This is a genomic window from Bacillus sp. N6, from assembly GCF_052805735.1.
In genome coordinates this window covers 1,530,268-1,555,121 of sequence record NZ_CM127843.1, presented here as the reverse complement: position 1 = coordinate 1,555,121, position 24,854 = coordinate 1,530,268, and the positions used below count along the sequence as shown (strand labels likewise).

Below are 24,854 nucleotides of genomic sequence, written 5' to 3'. Positions count from 1 at the left end.
ACATGTTTCCCTTTATTTGTCACACACATATGTTATTTTGACCAAGACTATATTGTAAATGAGGTGACAACATGCCCATTACGAATCGATTTTCTACCACCACTAACGGCGCACTCGCTATTACAGGCAATACTTTAGGCTTAAGTAAAATTAGTAATCAAAACCGTGCTGGTACAATCGGGGCAATTGGTGCATTCGTAACTACGAATACTGCTTTACAAGTAACTACTTTTCCTGCTGGTACAACGTTAAACTATACACAAAATAGTTCTACCGCTATTTTAAATATCCCTGCTGGTAGTACTATTCTTTACGCAGAACTCGTTTGGGGTGGAAACTATTTATCTCGTGATCAAAACATTACGAGTGTATTAGGAAACCCAGTTTCTTTTACAACACCTGTTTCAACATACTCGATTACTCCTTCAGCTGTTACAGCTTCAAATCAAACATTCGTTTCAAACTCTATTACATTTGGCTTTTACACTCGTTCAGCAGACGTAACAACTCTTATTCAAGCGGGAGGTTCTGGTTCCTATACTACAGGAGCGGTTCCTGGACTTGTAGATCCTATAGATGCTTCTAATGGAACAATTAATTCGGCTGGATGGACGCTTATCGTCGCTTATCAAAACGGGACATTGCCAGCAAGAAACTTAACCATTTATGTAGCTGGTAACCGTGTTTCTGCAGAAACTGGTAGTGCTGATGTATCTGTTTCTGGATTTTTAACACCTTCAGGTGGACCAGTAAGCGGGAGATTATTTTTAAGTTCTACTGAAGGAGATGCAGATTTAACCGGGGATCAAGCTTTATTTGGACCAAATTTCAGTTCATTAAATGCTTTATCTGGACCAAACAATGCTATAAATAATTTCTTCGGTTCTCAAGTTAATAATGCTGCAGGAAACTTAGATACAACAGGGACATTTGGAACGCGAAATCAAAGTGCTTCTACAAGTACAAACATCTCCGCAGGAAGACAGGGCTGGGACATTACTTCCATTGATATTTCTCCTTATTTAACAAACTCACAAGTATCCGCCGCAATCCGTTTAACTACTAACGGAGACGCATATATGTTAAATACAGTAGGCTTACAAATTAATATAAACTCACCAAATATACAAGCGACGAAAAGCGTGAATAAAAGTGTTGCTGCAATTGGAGATATTCTCACTTATACAGTTACTATCCCTAACACCGGGCTTCTTCCTGCCAATAACGCTATTTTTATAGATAGTCTCCCTAACGGTACTTCTTTTATACCCGGCACTGTAACAGTAGATAACGTACCACAAACAAATGCAAATCCTGCGGCTGGTATATCTCTTGGAACAATTAATAATGGTGCTTCTCGTATAGTAACTTTCCAAGCTACTGTCGTTTCTCTTCCAAGTCAAAATCCTATCTCTAACACTGCTAATATTACATTTCAATATACACCAATCGCCGGAGGAACAACTTTTAATGGTCTTGCAACAAGTAACTCTGCTGGAACACAAATTAATCTCGCAGATATTAATGGAACAAAATCAGTCAACAAACTTTTTACCGATATTGGTGAAACATTAACTTACAGTATAGCCTTAGCTAATATAGGAAATATCGCTGCAACAAATGTTATATATACGGATCCGATTCCTAGCGGGACTACTTTCATTCCAGGGAGTGTAACTGTGAACGGAGTTACTCAAGCTGGCGCAAATCCTGCTAATGGTATACCAATTGGTTCAATTGCCGCAAATTCCACTACTACTATTTCATTCCAAGTGCTCGTTCCTTCTATCCCTCAAACAAACCCAATATTAAATAGTGGAACAACAACATATCAATACATTCCTGTACCTAATCAACCAGCAGTAAGTGGGACTGATACGACAAATATTGTCTCCACTCAAGTGAATAATGCTACTGTAACAATGACGAAAGCAGTAGATAAAAATTTTGCAGATATTGGTGATACACTAACGTACACTGTTTCCTTTACAGGTATAGGTAATACAAATGCGAACAATGTTATTTTTACAGATGTCATCCCTACTGGAACAACTTTTGTTCTAAACAGTTTAACAATAGATGGCACGACACAAGTGGGCGCAAATCCCGCTACCGGCGTGAACATCGGATCCATAACAAGCGGCACAACAAAAAATGTTGCATTTCAAGTAGTAGTAAACACAATACCCACGTCAAATGTCGTATCTAATGGATCAAGCGCTTCTTATCAATATACTGTCAATCCTAGCCAATCACCTGTTACAAAAAATATTTCTTCGAATCTCGTTTCCACTCAAATTAACAATGCGAATGTAACATTAACAAAATCAACTAACAAACAATTTGCCACAATTGGCGAAACGATAAGTTATACAATCCTTATTACAAACAGTGGAAATGCAGCCGCTAATAACGTGCAACTAACTGATCCACTTCCAAACGGAACGATATTGACTCCTGGTACTGTAACACTAAACGGAGTTTTACAAAATGTAGATTCTCTCGTTGCTTTACCTATCGGCACAATTCCTGGTGGAGCTACTTTTACCTTATCCTTTCAAGTAACAGTCATTAACATTACTGCCCAAAACCCTATTATTAATAACGCTTTCGCCTCTTATATTTACACTGTAAATCCAAGTTTGCCACCGACTTCAAAAACAGCAAATTCTAATTCTGTTACATCAACAATTAGACTAGCAAATCTCCATGTTAATAAATCTGTAGATAAAACGTTTGCGGAAGTTGGCGATGTATTAACTTACACCTTTGCTCTTACTAACGATGGAAATGTTGCAGCGAACAATATATTACTATCTGATTCAATTGCGAATGGAACCGCCTTTGTCCCAAACAGCGTTATAGTTAACAGTGTTACTCAGCCAGGCGTTACACCAGCTAGCATCAATATTGGTAGCATCAATGCTAATACTACAATTACAGCTTCATTCCAAGTAGTAATAACTAGCATTCCAAATCCAAACCCTATTTCAAATAGCGCTTCCATCTCCTATAACTTTATCGTTGATCCAAACACTTCACCTGTAAGTAAGAACACTACTTCAACCACTACATTTACTCAAGTAAACGATGCAAATGTCATTTCAGCCAAAACAGTGGATCGAGAGTTCGCTACCGTAGGGGATATATTAACTTATACTGTTACTTTGACGAATGCAGGAAGTGTTTCTGCTGATAGCCCTACTTTCGTAGATACGAATCCAGACGGTACTACCTTTATTCCAAATACTTTTCTTATTAATGGTGTACTTCAAAATAACGCAGATCCAAATATAGGTGTTCCGCTACCTTCCATTGCTGCTAATGGCTCACTTACTGTCTCTTATCAAGTAACCGTCAACTCTTTACCAACACAAAACCCAACATTAAATTCATCTAGTACACAGTATAGCTTTATTCTAGATCCGGGCGATCCACCAACTATAGAAACATCTGTAAGTAGCACTGTAAGTACACAAATTAATTTAGCAAATGTAGTGATTGTCAAAGAAGTAGATTTAACTATCGCCGATGTCGGGCAACCAATCACATATACAATTTCTTTAGCTAATCTTGGCAATACTACAGCAAATAATGTTATTGTTACCGATATAATCCCTAATGGCTCCACTATCGTACCAAATAGTATTTTTATAGGTGGTACTTTACAACTAGGTGCAGACCCTAGTACCGGTCTCCAAGTGGGCTCCATTCCTTCGGGTGGTTTTACAACGATTGTTTTTCAAATAAGTACAAATGGGCTACCTTCACCAAACCCAATTCAAAACAGCGCTGTACTTCAATATAGCTTTATCGCTGATCCAAACTTACCTGCTCTTGTTAGAAACACTGCTAGCAATATAGTAACTACACAAATTAATACTGCTAATATCGTTGCTACAAAACTAACGAGTACAAACTTCGCTGATATTGGTGATGTAATACTATATGCGACTATTTTAACGAATAACGGGAATACCCCTGCTGCTAATGTAACATTTACAGATATCATTCCAGCGGGTACCCTCTTCATTCCTAATACTGTAACGATTAATAATGTCCCTATAGCTAATGCAAATCCTGCTAACGGTATTTCAATTGGTACGATAGGAGCGAGTTCATCAAGCACCGTTGCATTCCAAGTTTTTGTACCAACTATCCCTGCTGTAAACCCAATTACAAATCAATCCGGCACAACATTCCAATATACGTATGATCCATCCAAACCAGCTGTAATGCAGATGGTTGCTTCTAACACTGTACAGACAACTATTAATAACGCCTCAATTGCCGCTACTAAATCGGCAGATAAACAGTTTGCTAACGTAAATGATATTATTACGTACACGACTACTTTAACGAATAACGGGAACACACTTGCATCAAATGTAATATTTACAGATGTAATTCCAAACGGGACATCGTTCATCCCTAATAGTGTTACTGTAAACGGGAATACACTGCCTAATGTCAATCCAGCAAGCGGAATTGCAATCGACCCAATAAATCCGAATGCAAATACGATTATCTCATTCCAAGTACAAGTAAATTCTATCCCGAATCCAAATCCAATCCCGAACCAAAGCAATACAACGTACCAGTATGTCGTAGATCCTAACTTACCTCCAGCATCCGCCAATACGTTAAGTAACGTATTAACAACTCAAATTAATAACGCTACTATTGTCGCTACTAAGTCTGTGAATACACCGACAGCTGCAATTGGTGATATTGTTACCTATACGATTGCAGTAACAAATACGGGTAATATCCCTGCTAGTGCAACTGTTTTAACAGATGGGCTTGGCGCAGGAGCTTCATTTATCCAAAACTCCGTAACTATCAATAATGTTCCACAACCAGGATTAGATCCGTCACTTGGTGTTCACTTGGCAGATATTTCGCCAGGAGATACTGTATTCATTACTTTTCAAGCACAAATTTTAGCTATACCACCTAGTGGCACATTAACAAATAATGCTCTTGTAAATTATGAATATACCGTGAATCCAAACCAATCTCCTGCTGTTGGTAGCACCGTAACAAATACAACAGTTACACCAATTATTGACGCTACTTTAGTAATAAATAAAAGCGCTAGTACAACTTTCGCTACAATTGGTGATACAATTACATTCACTTCATCTATTACAAACACCGGAAATACTATTGCGAACAACATTATTTTTACTGATACAATTCCAAACGGTACTACCTTTATCCCAAATAGCTTTAAGATAAATGGTGTAACCGTTCCGAATGCAAATCCACAAAACGGTATCAATATTGGTAACTTGAATTCAAATGCATCTGCTACACTCAGTTTTCAAGTAAACATTACAACACTTCCAAACCCTAATCCAATCCCGAACAAATCATCGCTTCAATATAGCTTTATTGTAGATATAAATGAACCGCCAGTTTCACGAACAATTAAATCTAATAAAACTTTTACACAAGTAAATACTGCTTCTGTTATCGCAACAAAAACTGCAAGCAGTGCTTTTGCTGCTGTCGGAGATACAATTACGTATACAACTACCCTCACTAATAGCGGAAATACTACCGCAAACACACCTGTTTTTATCGATATATTACCACCTGAACTTTCATTCATTCCCGATAGCGTACAAATTAATACCATCCCACAACTTGGATTTAGACCAGATAGCGGGATTTCTTTAGACTCAATTCCAGTTGGAGGAACGACAACAATTAGCTTTCAAGCTATCGTTGGCTCAATACCAGTTACAAACCCAACTTTGAACCAGTCTAGCACGACATACTCGATCATTGTTGATCCTACCCAGCCGCCGGTGACAGAAACAGCTACAAGTAATCCAACTTTAGTTCAAATTAACGAAGCGATTATTCAAGCAACGAAAAGTGTGGATCGGCTATTTTCTGACATAGCACCTGGAAATTCATTTTTAACGTATACAGTTTTATTAGAAAATGTAGGAAACACAACTGCTACGAATATCATTTTTACAGATCCGATTCCAAATAACGCAGTATTTATAGAAGATAGCGTTCGAGTAGGTGGAGTTTTATTACCTGGAGTAAATCCAGCGAATGGGATACCAATTGGGGATATTATTGCAGGAGATTTTATAAACGTTACCTTCCGTGTGCAAGTAGTTAGCATTCCAAATCCAATTTTCACAATTGGACCAGGCGGACCAAACTCACCGGTTGTAAACGGCGCTTCCATTAATTATCAATTTATGACAGGTCCAAACTTGCCACTCGTTTCAAGAAGTACGACATCCAATCCGGTTTCGACACAAATAAATTCTGGGGAAATTGTGGCAATCAAATCTGTAGATAAAACTTTCGCTACAATTGGCGATACAATTTCTTATACGATTACATTAAGTAACCCTGGAAATGTCACTTCACAAAATATAATTTTTACGGATACTTTACCTGATGGAACGACATTCATATCTGGCACTCTTACAAACGATTCTGGTACACAGCAAATCGGAAATCCAACTAACGGGATTCAGATTGGAAATATAAATCCGAGTGGAACGGCCATTATTACTCTCAATGTACTTGTTACAAACATTCCAAGTATAAACCCAATTTCTAATTTTAGTTCTGTACAATTTCAGCATATTGTCGATCCAAATCAACCAGTTATAACTCAAACTGCTTCATCGAATACCGTTACTACGACAATAAATAGCGCAATATTAACTACCACAAAAAATGCTGATAAATCCATTATTTCTGTTGGCGATACGATTACGTATACATCTACTATTACAAATACAGGAAATACAACAGCAACGAATATTACTTTCACAAGCGCTATTCCAGCTAACACTACATTTATACCAAATTCTTTCACAATCAATGGTATACCGCAATTTGGTGCACGGCCAGCGCTCGGAGTAACTATACCAAATATCGCTCCTGGTAAAACAGTAACCGTTACTTTCCAAGTAAATGTTATTTCTGTGCCTCCTTCAAGTTCAATTATGGATAACGATACAATTTTATACTCTTATACTGTTGATCCAAGTGCCGCTCCTATTACAACTTCTACTTCAACGAATATCGTTACAAACCCGGTACTAGATGCTATGTTAACGATGGTAAAATCGGTCGATCAAACAATTGTTACACTAAGTGATACTATTACCTATACAACCATTTTAACGAATAATGGCAATACAAATGCAACGAATATTACTTTCACTGATCTTATTCCAGACGGCACAACTTTCATTCCGAATAGTGTCACAATCAATGGCAGTACACACATCGGACTCGATCCTAATACAGGTATAACAATCGGATCAATTGCTCCTAACAACTCAATATCTATCGCATTTCAAGTTACTGCTACTACTACACCAAACCAAAATCCTGTAGCCAATTCCGCTACTGCGTCTTACACATTTATCGCTGATCCAAATGCACCGATCGTTTCAAGAAACGTTACTTCAAACACAGTGTTTACTACGATTAATACAGCTAACATTCTTTCATTAAAACAAGTCGATAAATCCTTTAGTCGTATTGGAGACACACTCACTTATACTGTCGTTTTAACAAACAATGGAAACTCATCTGCACAAAATGTTATATTTACAGATACAGTGCCAAGCGTCACTACATTTATTGCAAACACATTTTCTATTAATGGAGTTCCTCAAAGTGGGGCGGATCCATCGAACGGTGTGAATATTGGGACAATAACAGCCGGGACTACAGTAACAGTTTCGTTCCAAGTTACTGTAACATCATTACCAAACCAAAACCCAATTGTAAATTTCTCATCAACATCGTATCAATTAGTCTCACCGCCTGATACAGAAACTTCAATTAGTAATCCTGTTTCAACACAAATTAACGAAGCAATATTGTCTATGACGAAAAATGAAAGTGTATCCTTTGCAGATATCGGGCAAACTGCTTTTTATACTACTTCTATTACCAATGTAGGCAATACCGATGCAACTAATATTGTATTCACAGATGCATTACCAAGTGGACTCACATTTGTTCCTAACACATTAACTGTCGATGGCGTTTTACAACCTAACGCGGATCCAAATACAGGTGTATTACTTGCAACACTTCCACCAAATGAAATATATAGTATCGTCTTTCAAGTTACAGTAAACAATATTCCCCCTAGTAACCCAGCACCAAATACAGCATCAACGACGTATGAATTTACTGTTGATCCTGTTAATCCTCCCGTTTCAAGTGCAGCTACTTCCAGCACTACACTCCTTCAAATAAACAACGCAACTATTATTAGTACCAAAACAGCAAACCTTACTTTTGCGGATGTTGGTAATACAATAACATTTACACTTAACCTTCCTAATACCGGAAATGTGACCGCAACTGATGTAACTATTATCGATATTCTTGATAGCAATTTAAGTTTCGTTCCAAATAGTTTCACAGTTAATGGGCAAACCATTCCAAACGCCGATTTATCAACTGGTGTAAATATTGGTTCCATTAATGGTGGTAATACGGCAATCGTTACATTCCAAGCAACTGTTATTACACTTCCAACACTTAATCCCATTTCTAATTCTGCTTCTACCACATATCATTATGTCGTTGATCCTAGCCAGCCACCTATTACAACTTCCAATCAATCTAATACAACGAGAACACAAATTAATAGCGCTATCCTTACTGCACAAAAAAATTCAAATGTATCTACGGTAGATATCGGGCAGGATATTACCTACACCGTTACAATTACAAATAGCGGAAATGTGAGTGCAACGAATGTTATTTTTACCGACCTTATTCCAGACGGAACTTCCTTTGAACCGAATAGCTTTACACTGAACGGAACTAGCATCCCAAATGCAGATATTATTACAGGCGTTCCAATCGGTGATATCGCGCCAAACGAATCTGTCATCGTAGCATTTCACATTATCGCCAATGGAATTCCGCCTATAAATCCAATTACTAATCAAGCTAGCGTTAGCTTTCAACATATCGTTAATCCAGCTAATCCTCCAGTTTCAAAAAATATTATTTCTAACAACGTTACAACAAAAATTGAAAGTGCTATTTTAAATACTATTAAAATAGGAGATAAAACTTTTGCAACGATTGGTGATACAATTACGTATACAACGACTATTACGAACACAGGCAATATTCCTGCTAACAACGCTATATTCTCAGACCCTTTACCATCGTGGACACAATTTGTTGCAGGATCAGTTATTGTTGATGGCACTCCATTACCATCGGCTTCTATCATTGACGGTGTTGGCATAAATACAATCAATCCAAATCAAACTGTTACAATCATATTCCAAGTACAAATCGTAAGTAATCCAACAACGTTCACACCTGAACTCCAAAACTTAGGATTTGTTAACTTCCAATATAACGTAGGCAATGCATTACTGGCTCAGCCTGGCAATGTGGAAACGAATGTCTTCGTTACTTCTATTAATACAGCAATACTTTCAGCTGTAAAAACTGCTAATACAGCCTTTGCAAATATTGGAGATACGATCACTTATACAGTTTCGATTCAAAATAACGGCAATACAAACGCTACGAATGTAAATTTCTCAGACCCAGTTCCAGCAGGAACAATCTTTGTTGAAAGTAGTTTTGCTGTAAATGGAAATACCCTTCCAGGTGCAAATCCAAATAACGGAGTGAATATCGGAACAGTTAGCGCAGGTAGTTCCTTAACCGTTACTTTCCAAGTCATAGTTACATCAACTCCACCTTCAAATCCGATTACAAACGTAGCATCCATTCAATACGCATTCATCGTTGATCCGGCCTCTCCTCCTGTTACAGGCACGATAAATTCTAATAGCGCTTCAACACAAATTAATAACGCGACTGTTACAACTGTTTTACAAGCAAATCGTTCAATTGTGTCTATCGGGGATGTAATTACGTATACAGCAACATTAACGAATACTGGAAACTTCCCTGCAAACTCTGTTTTACTCATTAACGGAGTTCCTGAAGGAGCATTATTTGTTCCAAATAGTGTTACGCTCAACGGGATTTCACTTCCAGATGCAAGTCCAACTCTCGGTATTCCCGTTGGTATTATCGCACCAGGTGATTCCGCTACTATTACATTCCAATTTCTTGCAAGTTCTATTCCACCACAAGGAGCAATTATAAATCAAGCACTTACAAGTTACACGTATATTGTCAATCCAAGTCAACCTCCTGTTACAGCAACATCCTCGTCTAATACGGTTAATACAGCTGTTGTTGATGCATCGTTATCCGTAATTAAAAGTACAGATTCTCTCGTACAATCTACTGACGGTACAATCACTTACACAGTAGTCGTTCAAAATAACGGAAATACTACTGCAAACACAGTTACTTTAACAGATTTGGTCCCCGAAGGAACTACCTTTATTCCGAATAGCGTAACTATTAATAGCATTTCCGTTCCAGATGCTGATCCTAACGTAGGAATACCATTAAACTCCATCACACCGTCAGAAATCGTCACTGTAACATTCCAGGTTATCGTTCAATCTATTCCAAGCGTGAACCCAATTTCTAATACAGCCCGTATTGACTATACTTTTATCGCCGATCCAACTGCTCCTATCATCTCCCGAACAATTACGTCTAATCCTGCTTTCACACAAATTTCGGATGCGACTATCCTTTCTTTAAAAGCAGTCAATGCACAGCAAGCAACAACAGGTGATATTTTGACTTACACAATAACACTAGAAAATACAGGAAATATTCCAGCTACGAATCTCATATTTTCAGATACGATCCCCCAAGATACTACATTCGTAGAAAATAGTTTTACACTTAACGGAACAACTATACTTGATGCCAATCCAAATGTAGGTGTTACTTTACCTACCTTAGCAGCAAACGCTACTCACCTTATTTCGTTCCAAATTCTTATTAACGATTCATTCTCGCAAGAATCGATTACAAATCAATCCAATACAACATATACAATCCAACCAGACCCAGGGCAACCGCCTATTACTGAAACATCTACTAGTAATATCGTCATTACAAATTTCGTGCAAGCACAATTGACAATTACAAAAACATCCAATCCAACAACTGTAGATATCGGTGGAACTATACTTTATATTTCTGAAGTGAAAAATATCGGTAATGTTGACGCAATAAATATTAATTTCACAGATTCTATCCCAGCTGGGACTACATTCGTTCCCGATAGTGTCACAATTAACGGTGTCCTTCAGCCAGGTGTAAATCCTGAAAACGGAATACCGATTGGAACAATTCCAGCAAACAGTTCCAAAACGATACTATTTCAAGTGCAAACAAATAATCCACCGAATGAAACTGAAATTGTAAATCAATCTTCAGCAACTTACCAATATGTAAGTATTCCTACAGCCCCACCAGTAAATCGCTCTGCAAATTCTAACATTGTTACAACATCACTTCAAAATGCAAATATTATTTCTGTTAAAAGCGCGGATGTAAATTTCATATCAATCGGGCAAATGATTACCTACACAAATACACTACAAAATATAGGAACCGTTCCAGCTAACAATACCGTGTTCATTGATAACATTCCAGAAGGTACTATATTCATTGAAGATAGCTTAGCAATAAATAATGTAATTCAGCCTGGCGTGAATCCTGAAAACGGAGTAACTCTCGGCACGATACAACCAAATGAAACAGTCACTATTTCATTCCAAGTACAACTTACAAATATACCAGAGGGCAATACAGTCATTAATATTTCAGACACTTCGTACGAATACCAATTTGACCCTAGTTCTCCAATTATTCAGCGTAGATCGTTATCAAATGCAGTAAATACTGAAGTGCGAACGGCAAATGTTAATGCAATTAAATCTGCTAACAGATCCATTACACGTATCGGTCAAATCATCACATATACAGTCGCAGTTACAAACGCCGGTACAATACCTATTACAAACACTCTCCTACTTGACGCAATTGCTTCTGGCACCACATTCGTTCCAAATAGCATTCTTGTAGATGGCGTACCAAGACCTAACGAAAATCCAATTACCGGTATCAATCTTGATATAATTCTTCCAAATAATACGATTATTGTTACGTTCCAAGTAAGCGTAGTTTCTATACCGCCACAAAATAACATTAATAATATCGCCGTCATTCACTATGAGTATCGACCAGACCCAAGCACACCACCAATTTCAGAAACGACCTCTTCCAATGCTACAAACATACAATTTATTGATGCTATTCTTATTGCTACAAAATCTGCTAATACTGTATTAGCTACTATTGATGAAACCATTGAATATACAGTATTCATTCAAAATAATGGATCGGCTACAACTAACTCCATCTTTTTTACAGATACTATAGCAGATGGAACAGTATTTATTCCAGGAAGTGTAATAGTTAATAATACTGTACTTCCTGCAGCAGATCCGAATATTGGCTTTTCCATTCCTAATGTCGCAGCAGGTCAAATGGCTACAATAACATTCCAAGTTTCCGTTACAAATTTACCTACTGTAAATCCAACACCTAATACTGCAAACATCGTCTACGACTTTATTTTCAATCCTGACTTTGCACCAATTCAAAAATCTACTACTTCCAATACTACTTTCGTTCAAATTAATGATGCTGATATCGTTTCACTTAAAACTGTTGATTTAACCTCTGTAACGATTGGTGACATTTTAACTTATACAACAACTTTAACGAATACAGGGAATACGGATGCCACTGCTGTTGTATTTACAGACAATATACCTGATGGAACAACCTTTATTGACGGTAGCGTTTTAGTAAATAACATTCCTCAGCTTAACGCCAACCCAAGTGTAGGTATACTTGTGGGAACGATTGCTCCTAACATTTCTATCCCAGTCACATTTTCTGTTACCGTCGTAGCTCTTCCTGCTAGCGGTCATGTTCAAAATCAATCAACTTCTCGTTATACAATAAACGTGGAAGAACAAATATCGACTAGCAATATTACCTTCACTGAAGTTATTTCCGCTAATGTAATTGCGACAAAAACAACACCTATCCAATATGCTGACTTACAAACTATCATCCCTTATACAATTTCCATCATAAATAACGGAAATATACAAGTCGAAAACATTATTGTTACAGATATTATCCCGGCAAATACGAGCTTTATAGAGAATAGTGTTATCGTGAACGGCAACGCTCGGCCAAATGACAACCCTCTTAACGGTATACAAATTGATAACATTCCACCTAATACGACAGCAACCATTCTATTCCAAGTACGGGTTACTTCGATTCCACAAACAAATCCAATCTCTAACACGAGTACAATTGAATATGAATACACGGTACCAGATCGACCACCTATTACCGAAACTATTATTTCATCAGCTGCCGCAACAGAAATTAATCACGCAAATTTGAATAGTAATAAAGCTGTTGACCTTACATTTGCAACGGTTGGTGATACGTTAACGTATACGATTACACTAAATCAAACCGGTAATGTTGCAGTAAATGATGTAATCATTCAAGATATTATTCCTCAAGGTACTACGTTTATAGAAAATAGCGTCATTGTAAACAGAGAAACTCTTCCAGGAGTGAATCCAGTAAGCGGCATACCAATTGGTACTATAATTGTAGATGGAGATGCTATCGTTTCATTCCAAGTAACTGTGACTACTATTCCAACACCAAATGAACTAAACAACAACGCAATTACTACTTTTAACTATATAGTCAACCCAAATAACGTACCCGTTACAAATACGACTACAACAAATACCGTCACAACTACTGTCCAAAATGATAATGTCATTGCCATAAAATCTGTTGATGTAACGAATGCCTTACCTGCTCAAACTTTAACGTATACAATTACGATTATGAATAGCGGTAATGTAACGATTGAAGACCTTCTTGCTATAGACACCATACCAATAGATACGACTTTTGTTGCTGGTAGTGTTACAATTAACGGAATCAATCAGCCTAATGAGAATCCTGAAAATGGTATTACGTTAGGAAATCTTGCTCCTAATGACTCTGCTATTATTACGTTCCAAGTGACAATATCTTCTTCTACTCTTCAACCTACAATTAATAACGATGCTTCTGTTTCCTATACCGTTATCATTGATCCAACAAAACCACCTATTACAATTACAAAGCAAACAAATACCGTTACAACGACAGTCATTGATCCGATGGTTCGTATTGAAAAAACAACTGACAAATCTATTGTCGTTATAGGGGATATCATTACATTCACATTAGCGGTATTTAATCACTCCCCAATTCCGACAATCAGCACTTCTGTTATAGACACAATTCCAGCTGGTACAACATTTATAGAAAACAGCGTAACAATTAACGGTACTCCCGTTCCAAATGTTCGTCCAGACACTGGTATTAATATCGGCTCTTTACCTGCAGATTCAGTAGCAACTATAACATTCCAAGTTCTCGTAACTTCTATTCCTTCAAATAGTACAATTATAAATTCTGCAACAGTTACCGCTGCCTTTCAATTGACACCACAGGATCCAATTATTACTTTCATTGTTAATTCAAATATCGTTCGTATACCAGTTCAATTTATAACTACAACAGTCACGAAAAATGCTTCCGTCAGCTCAGCTTATTTAAATCAATATTTTGATTACACGGTGCGTATTACAAATACTTCCGAAATTTCACTCTCAAATATTTCTTTACAAGATACCATTCCAGCAGGTTTACAATTTATAAACGGCACTGTCTTTATTAACGGTGAACGCTCTCCACTAGCGAATCCGAATATCGGTTTCCTAGTTGCCACTAATTTAGAGCCAAACGAAACAATTATCGTGTTATTCACAGTACAAGTAATAAGTCCACCTGTTAATAATCAATTTAAAAATACGGCCAATATTTCGTTACAACTTCAAGTCTCGCCTACCGATCCACCAATTACAGTAACCGTTACAAGTAACGAAAACATCGTCACCTTTGTTCCAGAAAATCCAGATGAAACACTTCCAAATTTAAATTGCTTCTTTGACGGTGAACGCTTCATTCGCATTACTCCTCGAAATGTACGAAATTACCTTTGGACTTGGATTTTGTGGAAGTAATTTAAACAAAAAAGAGATTGTAGTTTGGTTGAAACCAAATTACAATCTCTTTTTCATTACCTTTATCACACTACAATGGAACTCGTCCAAGGATATATAATTAAATATCATCTTAAGTTACCTTAGTCGTAATAAGTTGGCCAGCTTCATTAATAGTAACTTTCCACTTCACTCCACTAGCAGTCTTCATGATTATACCTTTACTTGCCTCTATTTCAATATCTCCAAACATTCTTCCGCCAGTTGTCGCTAACCAAGCACTCCCATTTTCCATAGAAGATCTTGCAAAGATACGATTAATTCGAAAACGTTTATGATCTTGGGAATAACCACTTAATGTAATTCTAACTTTATATAACTGACTCGCCTTCATATTCGATATAATTGTATCACCAACGTTTAATGGAACATCCAACGCGATAACCCAACTTCCAGTTGCACTTAATGCATATTCAATTTTAATTTTCTTTGGACTCTCTCCCCACCCAAAATACATTCCAAAACAATTTAACATTTGTATTGGTTTTTTCGTAAAATCCAGTTCAATTACAACTGGATTACTATCTGGAACGTCAATATAGTTTACACTTTGTTCATCTATTAAATTAAAGCAATTTGTGAGATTCCCCCCGTACGGCACTTTCCCACTTACTTGCTTAACATTATATTTCTGCTGAGCATTTACTAAAATATCATCTTGGTTTCCTATTAAATGAGGTCTATTTAACGTCAACGGTAACTGAATTCGTAGGGATTCTTCATAAGTAGACTTACAAACATTGTATTGTCCTTTATCTACAATAGTTGTCGAAAGCAGATTTGAAAAAAGGTAGTTACGATGAGAATTGGAAGAAAATTCAATAACAATTTGTTCACTACTCATCCGGTACGTATCCCAAATCATACAATCAAATGTATTATATGCACCTGAGCAACGAATTGCTTTTTTCGTTTGTTGTCTACATTGCACTTGAATATCATGAAACGTATTTCCTGAACTTTCATTTGGCAAATCACTATTTCCATCGACTTCAATCCCATACACACATCCATCAATAAATATAGATTGAAATACATTGGCGTTAATCCAGCAAGGTGTATTGATATCATCTATATACTCTGTTTTCAAATATATTGCAGTTTGAAAGTTTTTAATTTGAATAAATTTAACTTGAAAGAAACTAATATAATCCCATGCCTTTTGACAATAAAAATGTATAGCTTTTCCTTTATACGATGGAGTTGTATTTATTATATTTATATTTGATATAACAGATTGATTAGGTACTTCGATTTGTTGTGAACCAGAAACATAAATAACAGCAGATTGAAACAATGAATTTATAACTTGAATAGTACCACCAACTATCGAAGCGTTACTTTGTAGCTCAAATGCATTAAAATCCCCATCAATTTGCAGCGTTACGGTAGGATCTAACTCTAATCTTACGTTTGATTTAATAACAATCGGCTTTACAATTTTGTACGTATTTACCCCTGTAATTCTAACCGTCAAAATTCGATTCGCTACACAATAATCAATAGCTTGCTGAATTGCTAATGAGCTATCATTTCCCGAGTTTGGAACTGCGCCAAAACAATCAATGTGAACGCTACTTTCTGGCGCACAATCTTCTTGGGAAGAAATATATTCTGACAAAATAAATTCACTCCTCATATTACCTTTTTTCATATAATATGTGAGTTCTCTCTTAAAAGTTTCTATAATAAAAAAAACAAACGACCTACCCCGTCATTTGTTTAACTCATATATATTTTTCGTTTCTTCTATCATTTTAGTTAACGAGAAATACCTCACTGCTTTCTCTCGTGCTTTCAATCTAATATCATTTACCCTTTCTTCATTCCCTTGTAGTTCTTCAAGTGCACTTGCGAATTCGGATTCGCAATATTCAGATATCAAAACACCTGATTCTCCATCTATTACCGCTTCATGTATTCCGCCAACATCTATTGAAACAATTGGTGTCCCTGTAGCCATCGCTTCGATTACTACCATTGGAAACACTTCACGAAAAGATAATAAAAGCAAGGCATCCATATTCCCTATAAACTCATGTGGTTCTGAAATATTCCCTAACATCTTTACACTCTGTTGCAACCCATATTTTTCTATTTCTTTCATAATCGATTCTTTCTCTGGTCCATCACCAGCAATATAAAACATAAAATCATTTCTCTTTTTCAACACATTTGCAATTTTGACAAATAGTTGATGGTTTTTCTCTTTGGATAATCTAGCTAATATCCCTATTTTATATGTAGATTCTTTCTTTTTCTGCTGGAATAAAAACTTTTCAATATCGACGCCGTTATAAATTGTATTTATTTTTTCTTCTGCTACATGAATTGAAATTAAATTATTCTTTTCAAACTCACTTACTGTAATAATATTGTTCACATATTTATTCATGAAATAACGAAAAAGAGTTGGCATTTTCTTTTCTAATATCGTTACATTATGTTTCGTATAAACAATTTTTATCTTTTTTTTAATAAACTTTTGAAGTAGAAAAGCATATAATACCATTCGCAAACTATTTGCATGAATAAGTTCTATCTTTCGTTTACAAATTTCGTTTCGTAAATAATAAATATTTCTCAAATGATTCCATCGACTAATTAATATAAAATTTTCTTTTCTAGTAAGAGATTCATATAGTTCTCCATCACCTGCAGCTGTATAAATCTTAAAATCATCATAACGCAAATTACTTTCCAATTTACAGAAATAGCTCTCGGCTCCGCCAGTTATCAATTTATCTGTCATCAATAGTATATTCATAATTGCGTCTTCCCAACTACATTAATTTTATTTTTTTTATAAGCATGATAAGCATACTTACTAAAATAGTAAAAAATTTGCACCGAATTCAGTCGTTCTTGTTCCCTTAACAATTTCCAATACCGGAAAGCTGCTCTAATTTTATTTCTAGAAACAGAATTTGTAACAATTCTATATTTTGCTAACACTTGCTGTATCCCTTTTGCTTCATACCCTTCATGTAATAAGTTCAGCCATAACGCTGTATCTTCCGGCTGTATACTAGGCATTTCGACATACGGAATTTTTTTACGATCAATCATCACTGTTAAACAACCGATAATTGTATTTCCTACTAAATAATGATAGTCAACAGATTTTGGTACACTCACTTCGCAATTTAGTTCATTACCATTTTCATCAATTAAACTATACGACGCATATGAAAAAGCTATATTCATTTCTTCCATAAATAACAATTGTGTCTTCAATTTATGCGGCAACCATATATCATCACTATCTAAAAAGGCAATATACCTTCCTCTTGCCTCTTGGATCGCTAAATTCCGAGCTTTAGCAGCACCAACATTTTCTTTTAATGATAATAACCTAATTCGTGAGTCTCCTTCTATTATCTCTTTAATTTTTGCGGCAGATTGGTCGGTTGAACCGTCATCAACGATAATCATTTCCCAGTTTTCATACGATTGATTCTGTACAGATGAAATTGTCTCACCTATAAATCGTATACTATTATAAGAAGGTGTTATTACAGAAACATAAGGCGGCTCGTTATGTACTGATAGACATTTTACCATCTATCTTTCCCCTTCCTTCATATATTGAAATATACTTCACAACAACTGCTAAAAATAAAAAGAACGCTTCGTTAATAATGAGTGACAATGACATCATCTGAAATAAAAATGCAATCATAGTCAATAGAAGATATGGTTTTTCACGAAACAAAGTATGCTGCGCTAGCTTGAACATTAATATGAATAAAAACGCGCTATATAGAAGAAAACCAATTGTACCCGATTCAGACAAAATTTCTAAAAATGTATTGTGTACATATAATTTTTCATTAAATTGATACTCATAATAATTCGAAAAGTTAAAAGCACCGATTCCGATATATGGATTGGATAAATAATATTTAAAAGCAGCTTCCCATAATGTAAATCTACCACTTCCATTATCATGGGAAAAATCAGAAATTCGTTTATTTAATATGTCATCTAATTGGCCCCCCATTACACTATTCGATAAACTAAAAATAACTACACTAAACAATACTAAACTCATAATTATTTTTATTTTTTTGGCGAAACTAGACATACATATATATACAAAAACGACAAGCACAAGCGCTAATATACCACCCCTTGAAAAGGTTAATAGACTCGTCGTAACACATAAAATTAACCCTAGGATGTTAGTGATATTTTGTAAATTCGTCATATAGTACATAAAAAATATTGTATTATAGAAAATAAAAATGTTAGGATCATCTAGCAATCCAATTAACCGTGGATATCCTCTATCCACTAATAACCCAGCAAAAATTTCTCTCTCTTCTCCACCGTATAAACTAAAGTATTGTAAACCGATTATATAGAGTATTAGACTTACAACATTAAATACTACTCCTACATAAGCAATAGATGATTCAAGTACCACTATTTCAGTATTCCCCAATAAATTCCTCATTATAAAATAGCATCCTAAAACGAGTAGCACGCCAAAAATCATACGAATACTAGCATTTAAATACATAGAAAGAATTCCACTCGAACAATAAATGAAATAAAACAGTAAAAATATAACTTCATGAAAATATAACTTTTGAATATGAAAGTCTTTAATTGTTAAACAAAAATATATGACTAAAAAAATCATATATATTTTCAATGAAAATCCAATATATAAATTGTATTTACTTAACATAACAAATAATATTAGAAGAATAATCCATCCCATCGATACTTTCATATTATTTTCCATAGGCTATATCCCCTGTTTCGTAATATAATCCTTTTTGCGTATTTTTCTTATAAAAGAAAGAAGAAGTTTTTTTAGCTCATAATCATATAGGAATATGGCAGCTACTACAATTAGTATATTAAGAACAAGCGCAATTAAATGATATGTATGTAATATATATTGCACTCCAATAAAGGTTACACCAAAATAAATTGTATACGGTATTACAATTTGGAATACAATTTTTTTCTTCACTACACTCACCGCTATATATCCCACTAAAGCGACTATTTCAAATAAAACCATAGCGTATGCCGCTCCTATCACTCCACCAATACTACTAAAGCTATAAAGCATAACTCCACCGATCACCAATGCTACACACTGCACAACAGTCCTCTTATTTTGACATCCACTCGTCGTTAAACCGTCAGCAATAGCAATATTTAAACTTTGTAGCACAATAAGAAATGATAATATTTGGAGTGGTTCTACTGCATTGCGCCATTCTTCATGAAAAAATATAGAAATAAAGTATGGTGCTAAATGATATAAACCGATCGTCATACATATTCCTACAATCGCCATTGATTTAATTTGAAGCAAATTTAATTTCGTATGCTCTTCTATATTATTCTGGTTATAATGCTTAAAGAGCACTGGAAAAAATGCACCTGCAATTACCCCTGGTACTTGATATAAAGCTGCCGGCATTCGGTACGCCACTGCAAAAACACCTACCATACTTAATGGCAATGTATAGTTAAGCAAGATAGGTGCTAATTGTGGCGTACTCATTATTAAAAAACCGCTAATAATAAAGGGAGTTAATTGCCAAAATAAAGCTTTATGAATTACGACTTTCATATTCATTTTCGTCTTTCTTCTCATGATATATATACTGAATAAACCACCGATCATATACCCAAAAGCATATAAGCGAGCCGTTACATACACCGGTAACTCTCCGAAAATACAAAAACATGTAATTATAATGACAACCGATGCTGATACAACTTTAATGAGCGCTATATACTTCATACGTTCCGTCAGTTGAAAATAGGCAATTCCTATGTTTTGCCAAGTTAATCCTATTAACATGAAAAACATTACGTTTATCATCATATAAATTAAATTTTTATCCGCATACATATAATGAATAACAATATAACCGATTATAGAAATAAGAATAAGTAGAATCATCCTTATTTTTATATACGATGATAAAATCTTCTCTAAATCTGCTCCATCCTTTGCCCCTTCTCGAAGAAACGTATTACTAAGTCCTAAGTCTGTAAAAAATAACATAACAAACGTCACTGCTATGGCAACACTAAACATCCCATAATGTTGTGCGTTAAAAAAGTTTGCTAAAACAATTAAACTGACGGCCTGAAGAAGGTTAGCTAAAATCGTACTATAAAATAGATGGATAATATTGTTTAGAATAGATCTACCCATACAAGTTCTCCTTTGCAAGTAACCTACTTACATATGTTGTTTGTTTACATATATATTTATCTTGCACCATTACCGTTCAATACAATTAAAACGGTTTTACATAAAATACGGATGTCCAGCCGAAATGTTTTCATTTCAATATACTCCATGTCCAGCCTCAACTTTTCCTTTGGATCAAGATTATATCCTCCATTTATTTGTGCCCATCCTGTTAATCCTGGTTTTACCATTAAACGATCCTTAAATTCTGGAATAAACGTATCAAACTCATTATAAAAAAACTCTCTCTCTGGTCTAGGGCCTACAAAAGACATATCTCCTCTTAAAATATTTAAAAGTTGTGGTAATTCATCAATTCTCGTTTTTCTTATAAACAATCCAACTTTTGTAATTCTTGAATCATGTTCTTTTGCCCATTGTGGGCCATTTATTTCAGCATCCTTTACCATTGATCTTAATTTAAATACATTAAACTTCTTCCCGTTTATACCTAAACGTTCTTGAAAGTAAATTGGAGCCCCTGATGTTTCTAAAGTAATCATAATACAAAAGAACAACATAATTGGTATCGTTAATAGTAACAATATGATTGAAAATATAATATCAAACAAGCGTTTTACACTTCGATTCAATATGCTAGGCTTTTCTTGAGCCGGAATCGTATACAACTTGGCTTGATTTGTTTCACGAATCATGGATCGTTACCCCCACATTCAAGAATATAAAATTATACCTATTAATTCACATTCTTTCCTATTTATATCCGCTATTACTTTTTGCACTGTACGTAGTGAATCTTTTCGCTTTTTAACTGCTAAGACCATTCCATCGCATTTCTCTGCAATAATGTGCGTAGCAGGAAGATCAAATACTTCAGAAGAATAAAAGAAAATGTAATCAAAATCTTCTTTCCACTTAGCAATCGCATTATCAAATTCATCCATAGCAACTAAGGGCGTCCCTGTGTGTACTGTTTTTTTTGCAGGAATACAATATAAGTATTTAGACAAATTACTAGAAAAAGATTCATAATTGCAGGGGAAAGAGCTTATTATATCGTTTACGGTTATCATGTGATCACTTTGTAATAATACATGTAATTTAGGGTCAGAAAAATTCACATCAATAAGTAACACCTTTTTCTTCATTTCTGCAAACACTAGACCCATATTTACTATAAGTGAGGCAACAACCCCTCTGTCCTTCGTTGAACTAACTGTGAATAGTTGTTTTCCAGATTTTCTCAGCTCGTGATACACCGTATAAAACTGCTCTTTCATCAGATCATCATGCAAATCGAATGGCAGCTGTTTCTTTGTCCTAAACATCGACATGTTCACCTCGATATATAGATGATTGTTTATCAATCTCTGTAGATTTCTGTTTTCTATTCGGTTTCACATTTATGTGACCAATAACAGAGACTGTTGTTATTTTCTCTAAATCTTGTTCCGTGTATATACGTTCATCAAAATAATCTCGAAATACAGCTAAACCTATCCCAACAAAAAAACTAACAATTAAAGAAATAGGAATGATCAGTTGAAATTTCGGAAACAATTTTTCAGCCTGTTCCTGTAACTCAGGATCCGTCAACACTTTCACACCTTGTACATTTGTGTACTGTTGAAAACTTTGTTGTGATTGCTCTGCCAATGTCTTTACAATGTCTTTCACGACTTTCGGATTGGAATCTTTTACTGTAACAGTTACAATTTGTGAATTGTCCGTATTCACTACCGAGATTTTTTGTGCTAATTCATAACTTGATTGCTCTAATTTCAAAGTTTTTTTGACTGTTGAAATAATTAATGGGCTTTTTAAAATATCAACATACGATGTTACTAGTTGCTTATTTTCTTGTGTTTTATTTGTTGAATTTTCCTTATTAAACTCATCTAAATTTCCAACAAGAATTTGCGTTGAATATTGATATGACGGCTTTAAAACATACATAGAGATAAGAACTAAAGAAGCGGTTAAACAACACATCGTTAAAATAATCGTTACGAATCTTCTTTTCAATAATTGTTGAAAATCTTTTATACTCATTTCTTGCTTCAATTATTTCACCGCCCTTTTCTGAATAACATCCTGCAAGTCACTCTTTACAGATACCCCTCTCTTCTTTCTATCCACTTGTTTTGTTACATACTTTCCGACTCTGAATGCAAATTTTTCTACATATATATACGAAAGTATTGCAAGTATAAACGAAAATATAAGTGAAAAAATTAAAATAATAGGCAACGGTAATATTTCATGGAACATGTATATAAGGGAAAACAACGATATAATATGGTATAAATAAAGACTGTAAGAAATCTTCCCCAAATATAACAAGTATTTATTGCGTAGCAAGGATGACAAAGTTGATATTGACAAACTTAATATGACAAATAGACTTGCACTTATCGCCACTACGTAGTCTCGAAATATAAAATTATTGAGTACTTTAATTTCTCCAATAAGTCCTTCATACATAAAAAGTAAAATCGCAAATAAAAACCATGCAATTTTCGTGTTTTTAGTACAATTACTATAAAAAACTATTAAATTATTTTTATACTTCGCAACTAGTGCCCCCAATAAAAACAGCACCGTATAATGCAACGTTAATGCATAGCTTGTTAATGTTAAGCCCGAGCGAAACAAAAATAATATTACGACAGAACATATACTAAAACTAAACAATAATAGTAATGAACACCTTAACGTTTTTCGTAAACAAATCATCAAAATTAACGGAAAAATTATTGATATTCGCATTTCATGGACAAGTGACCAAATCACACCGTTATATGCATCTGTATTATATTTCCCAACCAATAAAATATGTTGCGCTATTAAGCTTGGAGAACTTTCAATCGTCCATGAGCGATTAAACCATTCACTTAAATAAGAAATACCATATTCACTAATTGCAGCCTGGCATATAATAGCTATAATTATTGCCACAATATAGGGAATATATATTCTGCATATACGTTTTAAAAGGTATGACCCATAGCTACTATAGTTTTTTTGAATAGATTCATACAAAACAAATCCGCTCAAAACAAAAAAGATAATAACAGATTCGTTACCACTACTAAAAATAAGACGAGCAGGCGTTTCTTTTAATAGATACACAACAAATGGTTTATTATCTTCATAACTGTAATTTTGAAATGCTGAAAAAATCATTAAATGATGACCGATCATTACTATTAATGAAGAAATCCCTCTTATAGAATCCAATTCTTCGTATCTCTTCATCTTTTTACATCAACTCCTAATGAAATGATAATAATCATTTCAAAGCGACATCTTTATTCATATTCCTCTCCTTTCTTTTCATTCCAATTTTTCATATTAAAATGATTTTATAGTATAAATTTGAGTGTATTGTAACATTTTTTGTAATATTATGAATAGCGAATCTCAAAAATTGGTATATACCAATTTCAACCTCGAAAAATGAGTAATATTGATAGAAAAACACTATAAAAATTTCTTGCATATTTACAAAATTAAAG

10 protein-coding genes are annotated in these 24,854 nt (G+C 34.9%); 1 reads left to right on the top strand and 9 read right to left on the bottom strand.

All coding sequences use genetic code 11. From position 1 onward, the window contains the following. Positions 1-71 precede the first annotated feature (71 nt). Entirely contained in the window at positions 72-15,104 is a 15,033-nt protein-coding gene (locus ACUXVC_RS08065; protein ID WP_375852812.1) for a DUF7507 domain-containing protein, read from the top strand. A gap of 112 nt (positions 15,105-15,216) precedes the next feature. Here ACUXVC_RS08065 and ACUXVC_RS08060 read toward each other — a convergent pair whose 3' ends face one another. The 9 genes from ACUXVC_RS08060 to ACUXVC_RS08020 all read right to left on the bottom strand — a co-directional run bounded on the left by ACUXVC_RS08060 (position 15,217) and on the right by ACUXVC_RS08020 (position 24,594). Further along, complete coding sequence (locus ACUXVC_RS08060; protein WP_144465364.1) at positions 15,217-16,764, bottom strand: hypothetical protein; 1,548 nt, start codon at positions 16,762-16,764, stop codon at positions 15,217-15,219. A 93-nt stretch (positions 16,765-16,857) separates the two neighbouring features. Continuing rightward, positions 16,858-17,910 carry a glycosyltransferase family 4 protein gene (locus ACUXVC_RS08055; RefSeq protein WP_098125850.1) on the bottom strand — a complete coding sequence of 351 codons (1,053 nt, stop codon included), beginning with the start codon at positions 17,908-17,910 and terminating at the stop codon, positions 16,858-16,860. Beyond that, complete coding sequence (locus ACUXVC_RS08050) at positions 17,907-18,707, bottom strand: glycosyltransferase family 2 protein (protein ID WP_144465363.1); 801 nt, start codon at positions 18,705-18,707, stop codon at positions 17,907-17,909. Before ACUXVC_RS08050 ends, ACUXVC_RS08055 begins: the two co-directional genes overlap by 4 nt. Next, the gene (locus ACUXVC_RS08045) at positions 18,682-19,896 is read right to left on the bottom strand and encodes an O-antigen ligase family protein (protein WP_144465362.1); all 1,215 of its coding nucleotides are present in this window, start codon (positions 19,894-19,896) and stop codon (positions 18,682-18,684) included. The genes ACUXVC_RS08050 and ACUXVC_RS08045 overlap by 26 nt, the downstream gene beginning before the upstream one ends. A gap of 3 nt (positions 19,897-19,899) precedes the next feature. Further along, the gene (locus tag ACUXVC_RS08040; protein ID WP_141241093.1) at positions 19,900-21,336 is read right to left on the bottom strand and encodes an oligosaccharide flippase family protein; all 1,437 of its coding nucleotides are present in this window, start codon (positions 21,334-21,336) and stop codon (positions 19,900-19,902) included. Between the two features lie 56 nt (positions 21,337-21,392). After that, positions 21,393-22,031 (bottom strand): sugar transferase, encoded by a 639-nt coding sequence (locus ACUXVC_RS08035; protein ID WP_000617645.1) that lies wholly within the window; start codon positions 22,029-22,031, stop codon positions 21,393-21,395. A gap of 18 nt (positions 22,032-22,049) precedes the next feature. After that, complete coding sequence (locus ACUXVC_RS08030) at positions 22,050-22,670, bottom strand: CpsD/CapB family tyrosine-protein kinase (protein WP_049108365.1); 621 nt, start codon at positions 22,668-22,670, stop codon at positions 22,050-22,052. Beyond that, positions 22,657-23,400 carry a YveK family protein gene (locus ACUXVC_RS08025; RefSeq protein WP_000807062.1) on the bottom strand — a complete coding sequence of 248 codons (744 nt, stop codon included), beginning with the start codon at positions 23,398-23,400 and terminating at the stop codon, positions 22,657-22,659. Before ACUXVC_RS08025 ends, ACUXVC_RS08030 begins: the two co-directional genes overlap by 14 nt. After that, positions 23,401-24,594 carry an acyltransferase family protein gene (locus tag ACUXVC_RS08020; RefSeq protein ID WP_340784363.1) on the bottom strand — a complete coding sequence of 398 codons (1,194 nt, stop codon included), beginning with the start codon at positions 24,592-24,594 and terminating at the stop codon, positions 23,401-23,403. Positions 24,595-24,854 lie beyond the last annotated feature (260 nt).

Excerpts from the sequence above, each read along its gene's own strand:
- ACUXVC_RS08045 (WP_144465362.1), bottom strand. The coding sequence starts at position 19,896 with ATGGAAAATAATATGAAAGTATCGATGGGATGGATTATTCTTCTAATA.
- ACUXVC_RS08065 (WP_375852812.1), top strand. The coding sequence starts at position 72 with ATGCCCATTACGAATCGATTTTCTACCACCACTAACGGCGCACTCGCT.
- ACUXVC_RS08055 (WP_098125850.1), bottom strand. The coding sequence starts at position 17,910 with ATGAATATACTATTGATGACAGATAAATTGATAACTGGCGGAGCCGAG.
- ACUXVC_RS08030 (WP_049108365.1), bottom strand. The coding sequence starts at position 22,670 with ATGTCGATGTTTAGGACAAAGAAACAGCTGCCATTCGATTTGCATGAT.
- ACUXVC_RS08040 (WP_141241093.1), bottom strand. The coding sequence starts at position 21,336 with ATGGGTAGATCTATTCTAAACAATATTATCCATCTATTTTATAGTACG.
- ACUXVC_RS08035 (WP_000617645.1), bottom strand. The coding sequence starts at position 22,031 with ATGATTCGTGAAACAAATCAAGCCAAGTTGTATACGATTCCGGCTCAA.
- ACUXVC_RS08020 (WP_340784363.1), bottom strand. The coding sequence starts at position 24,594 with ATGAAGAGATACGAAGAATTGGATTCTATAAGAGGGATTTCTTCATTA.
- ACUXVC_RS08050 (WP_144465363.1), bottom strand. The coding sequence starts at position 18,707 with ATGGTAAAATGTCTATCAGTACATAACGAGCCGCCTTATGTTTCTGTA.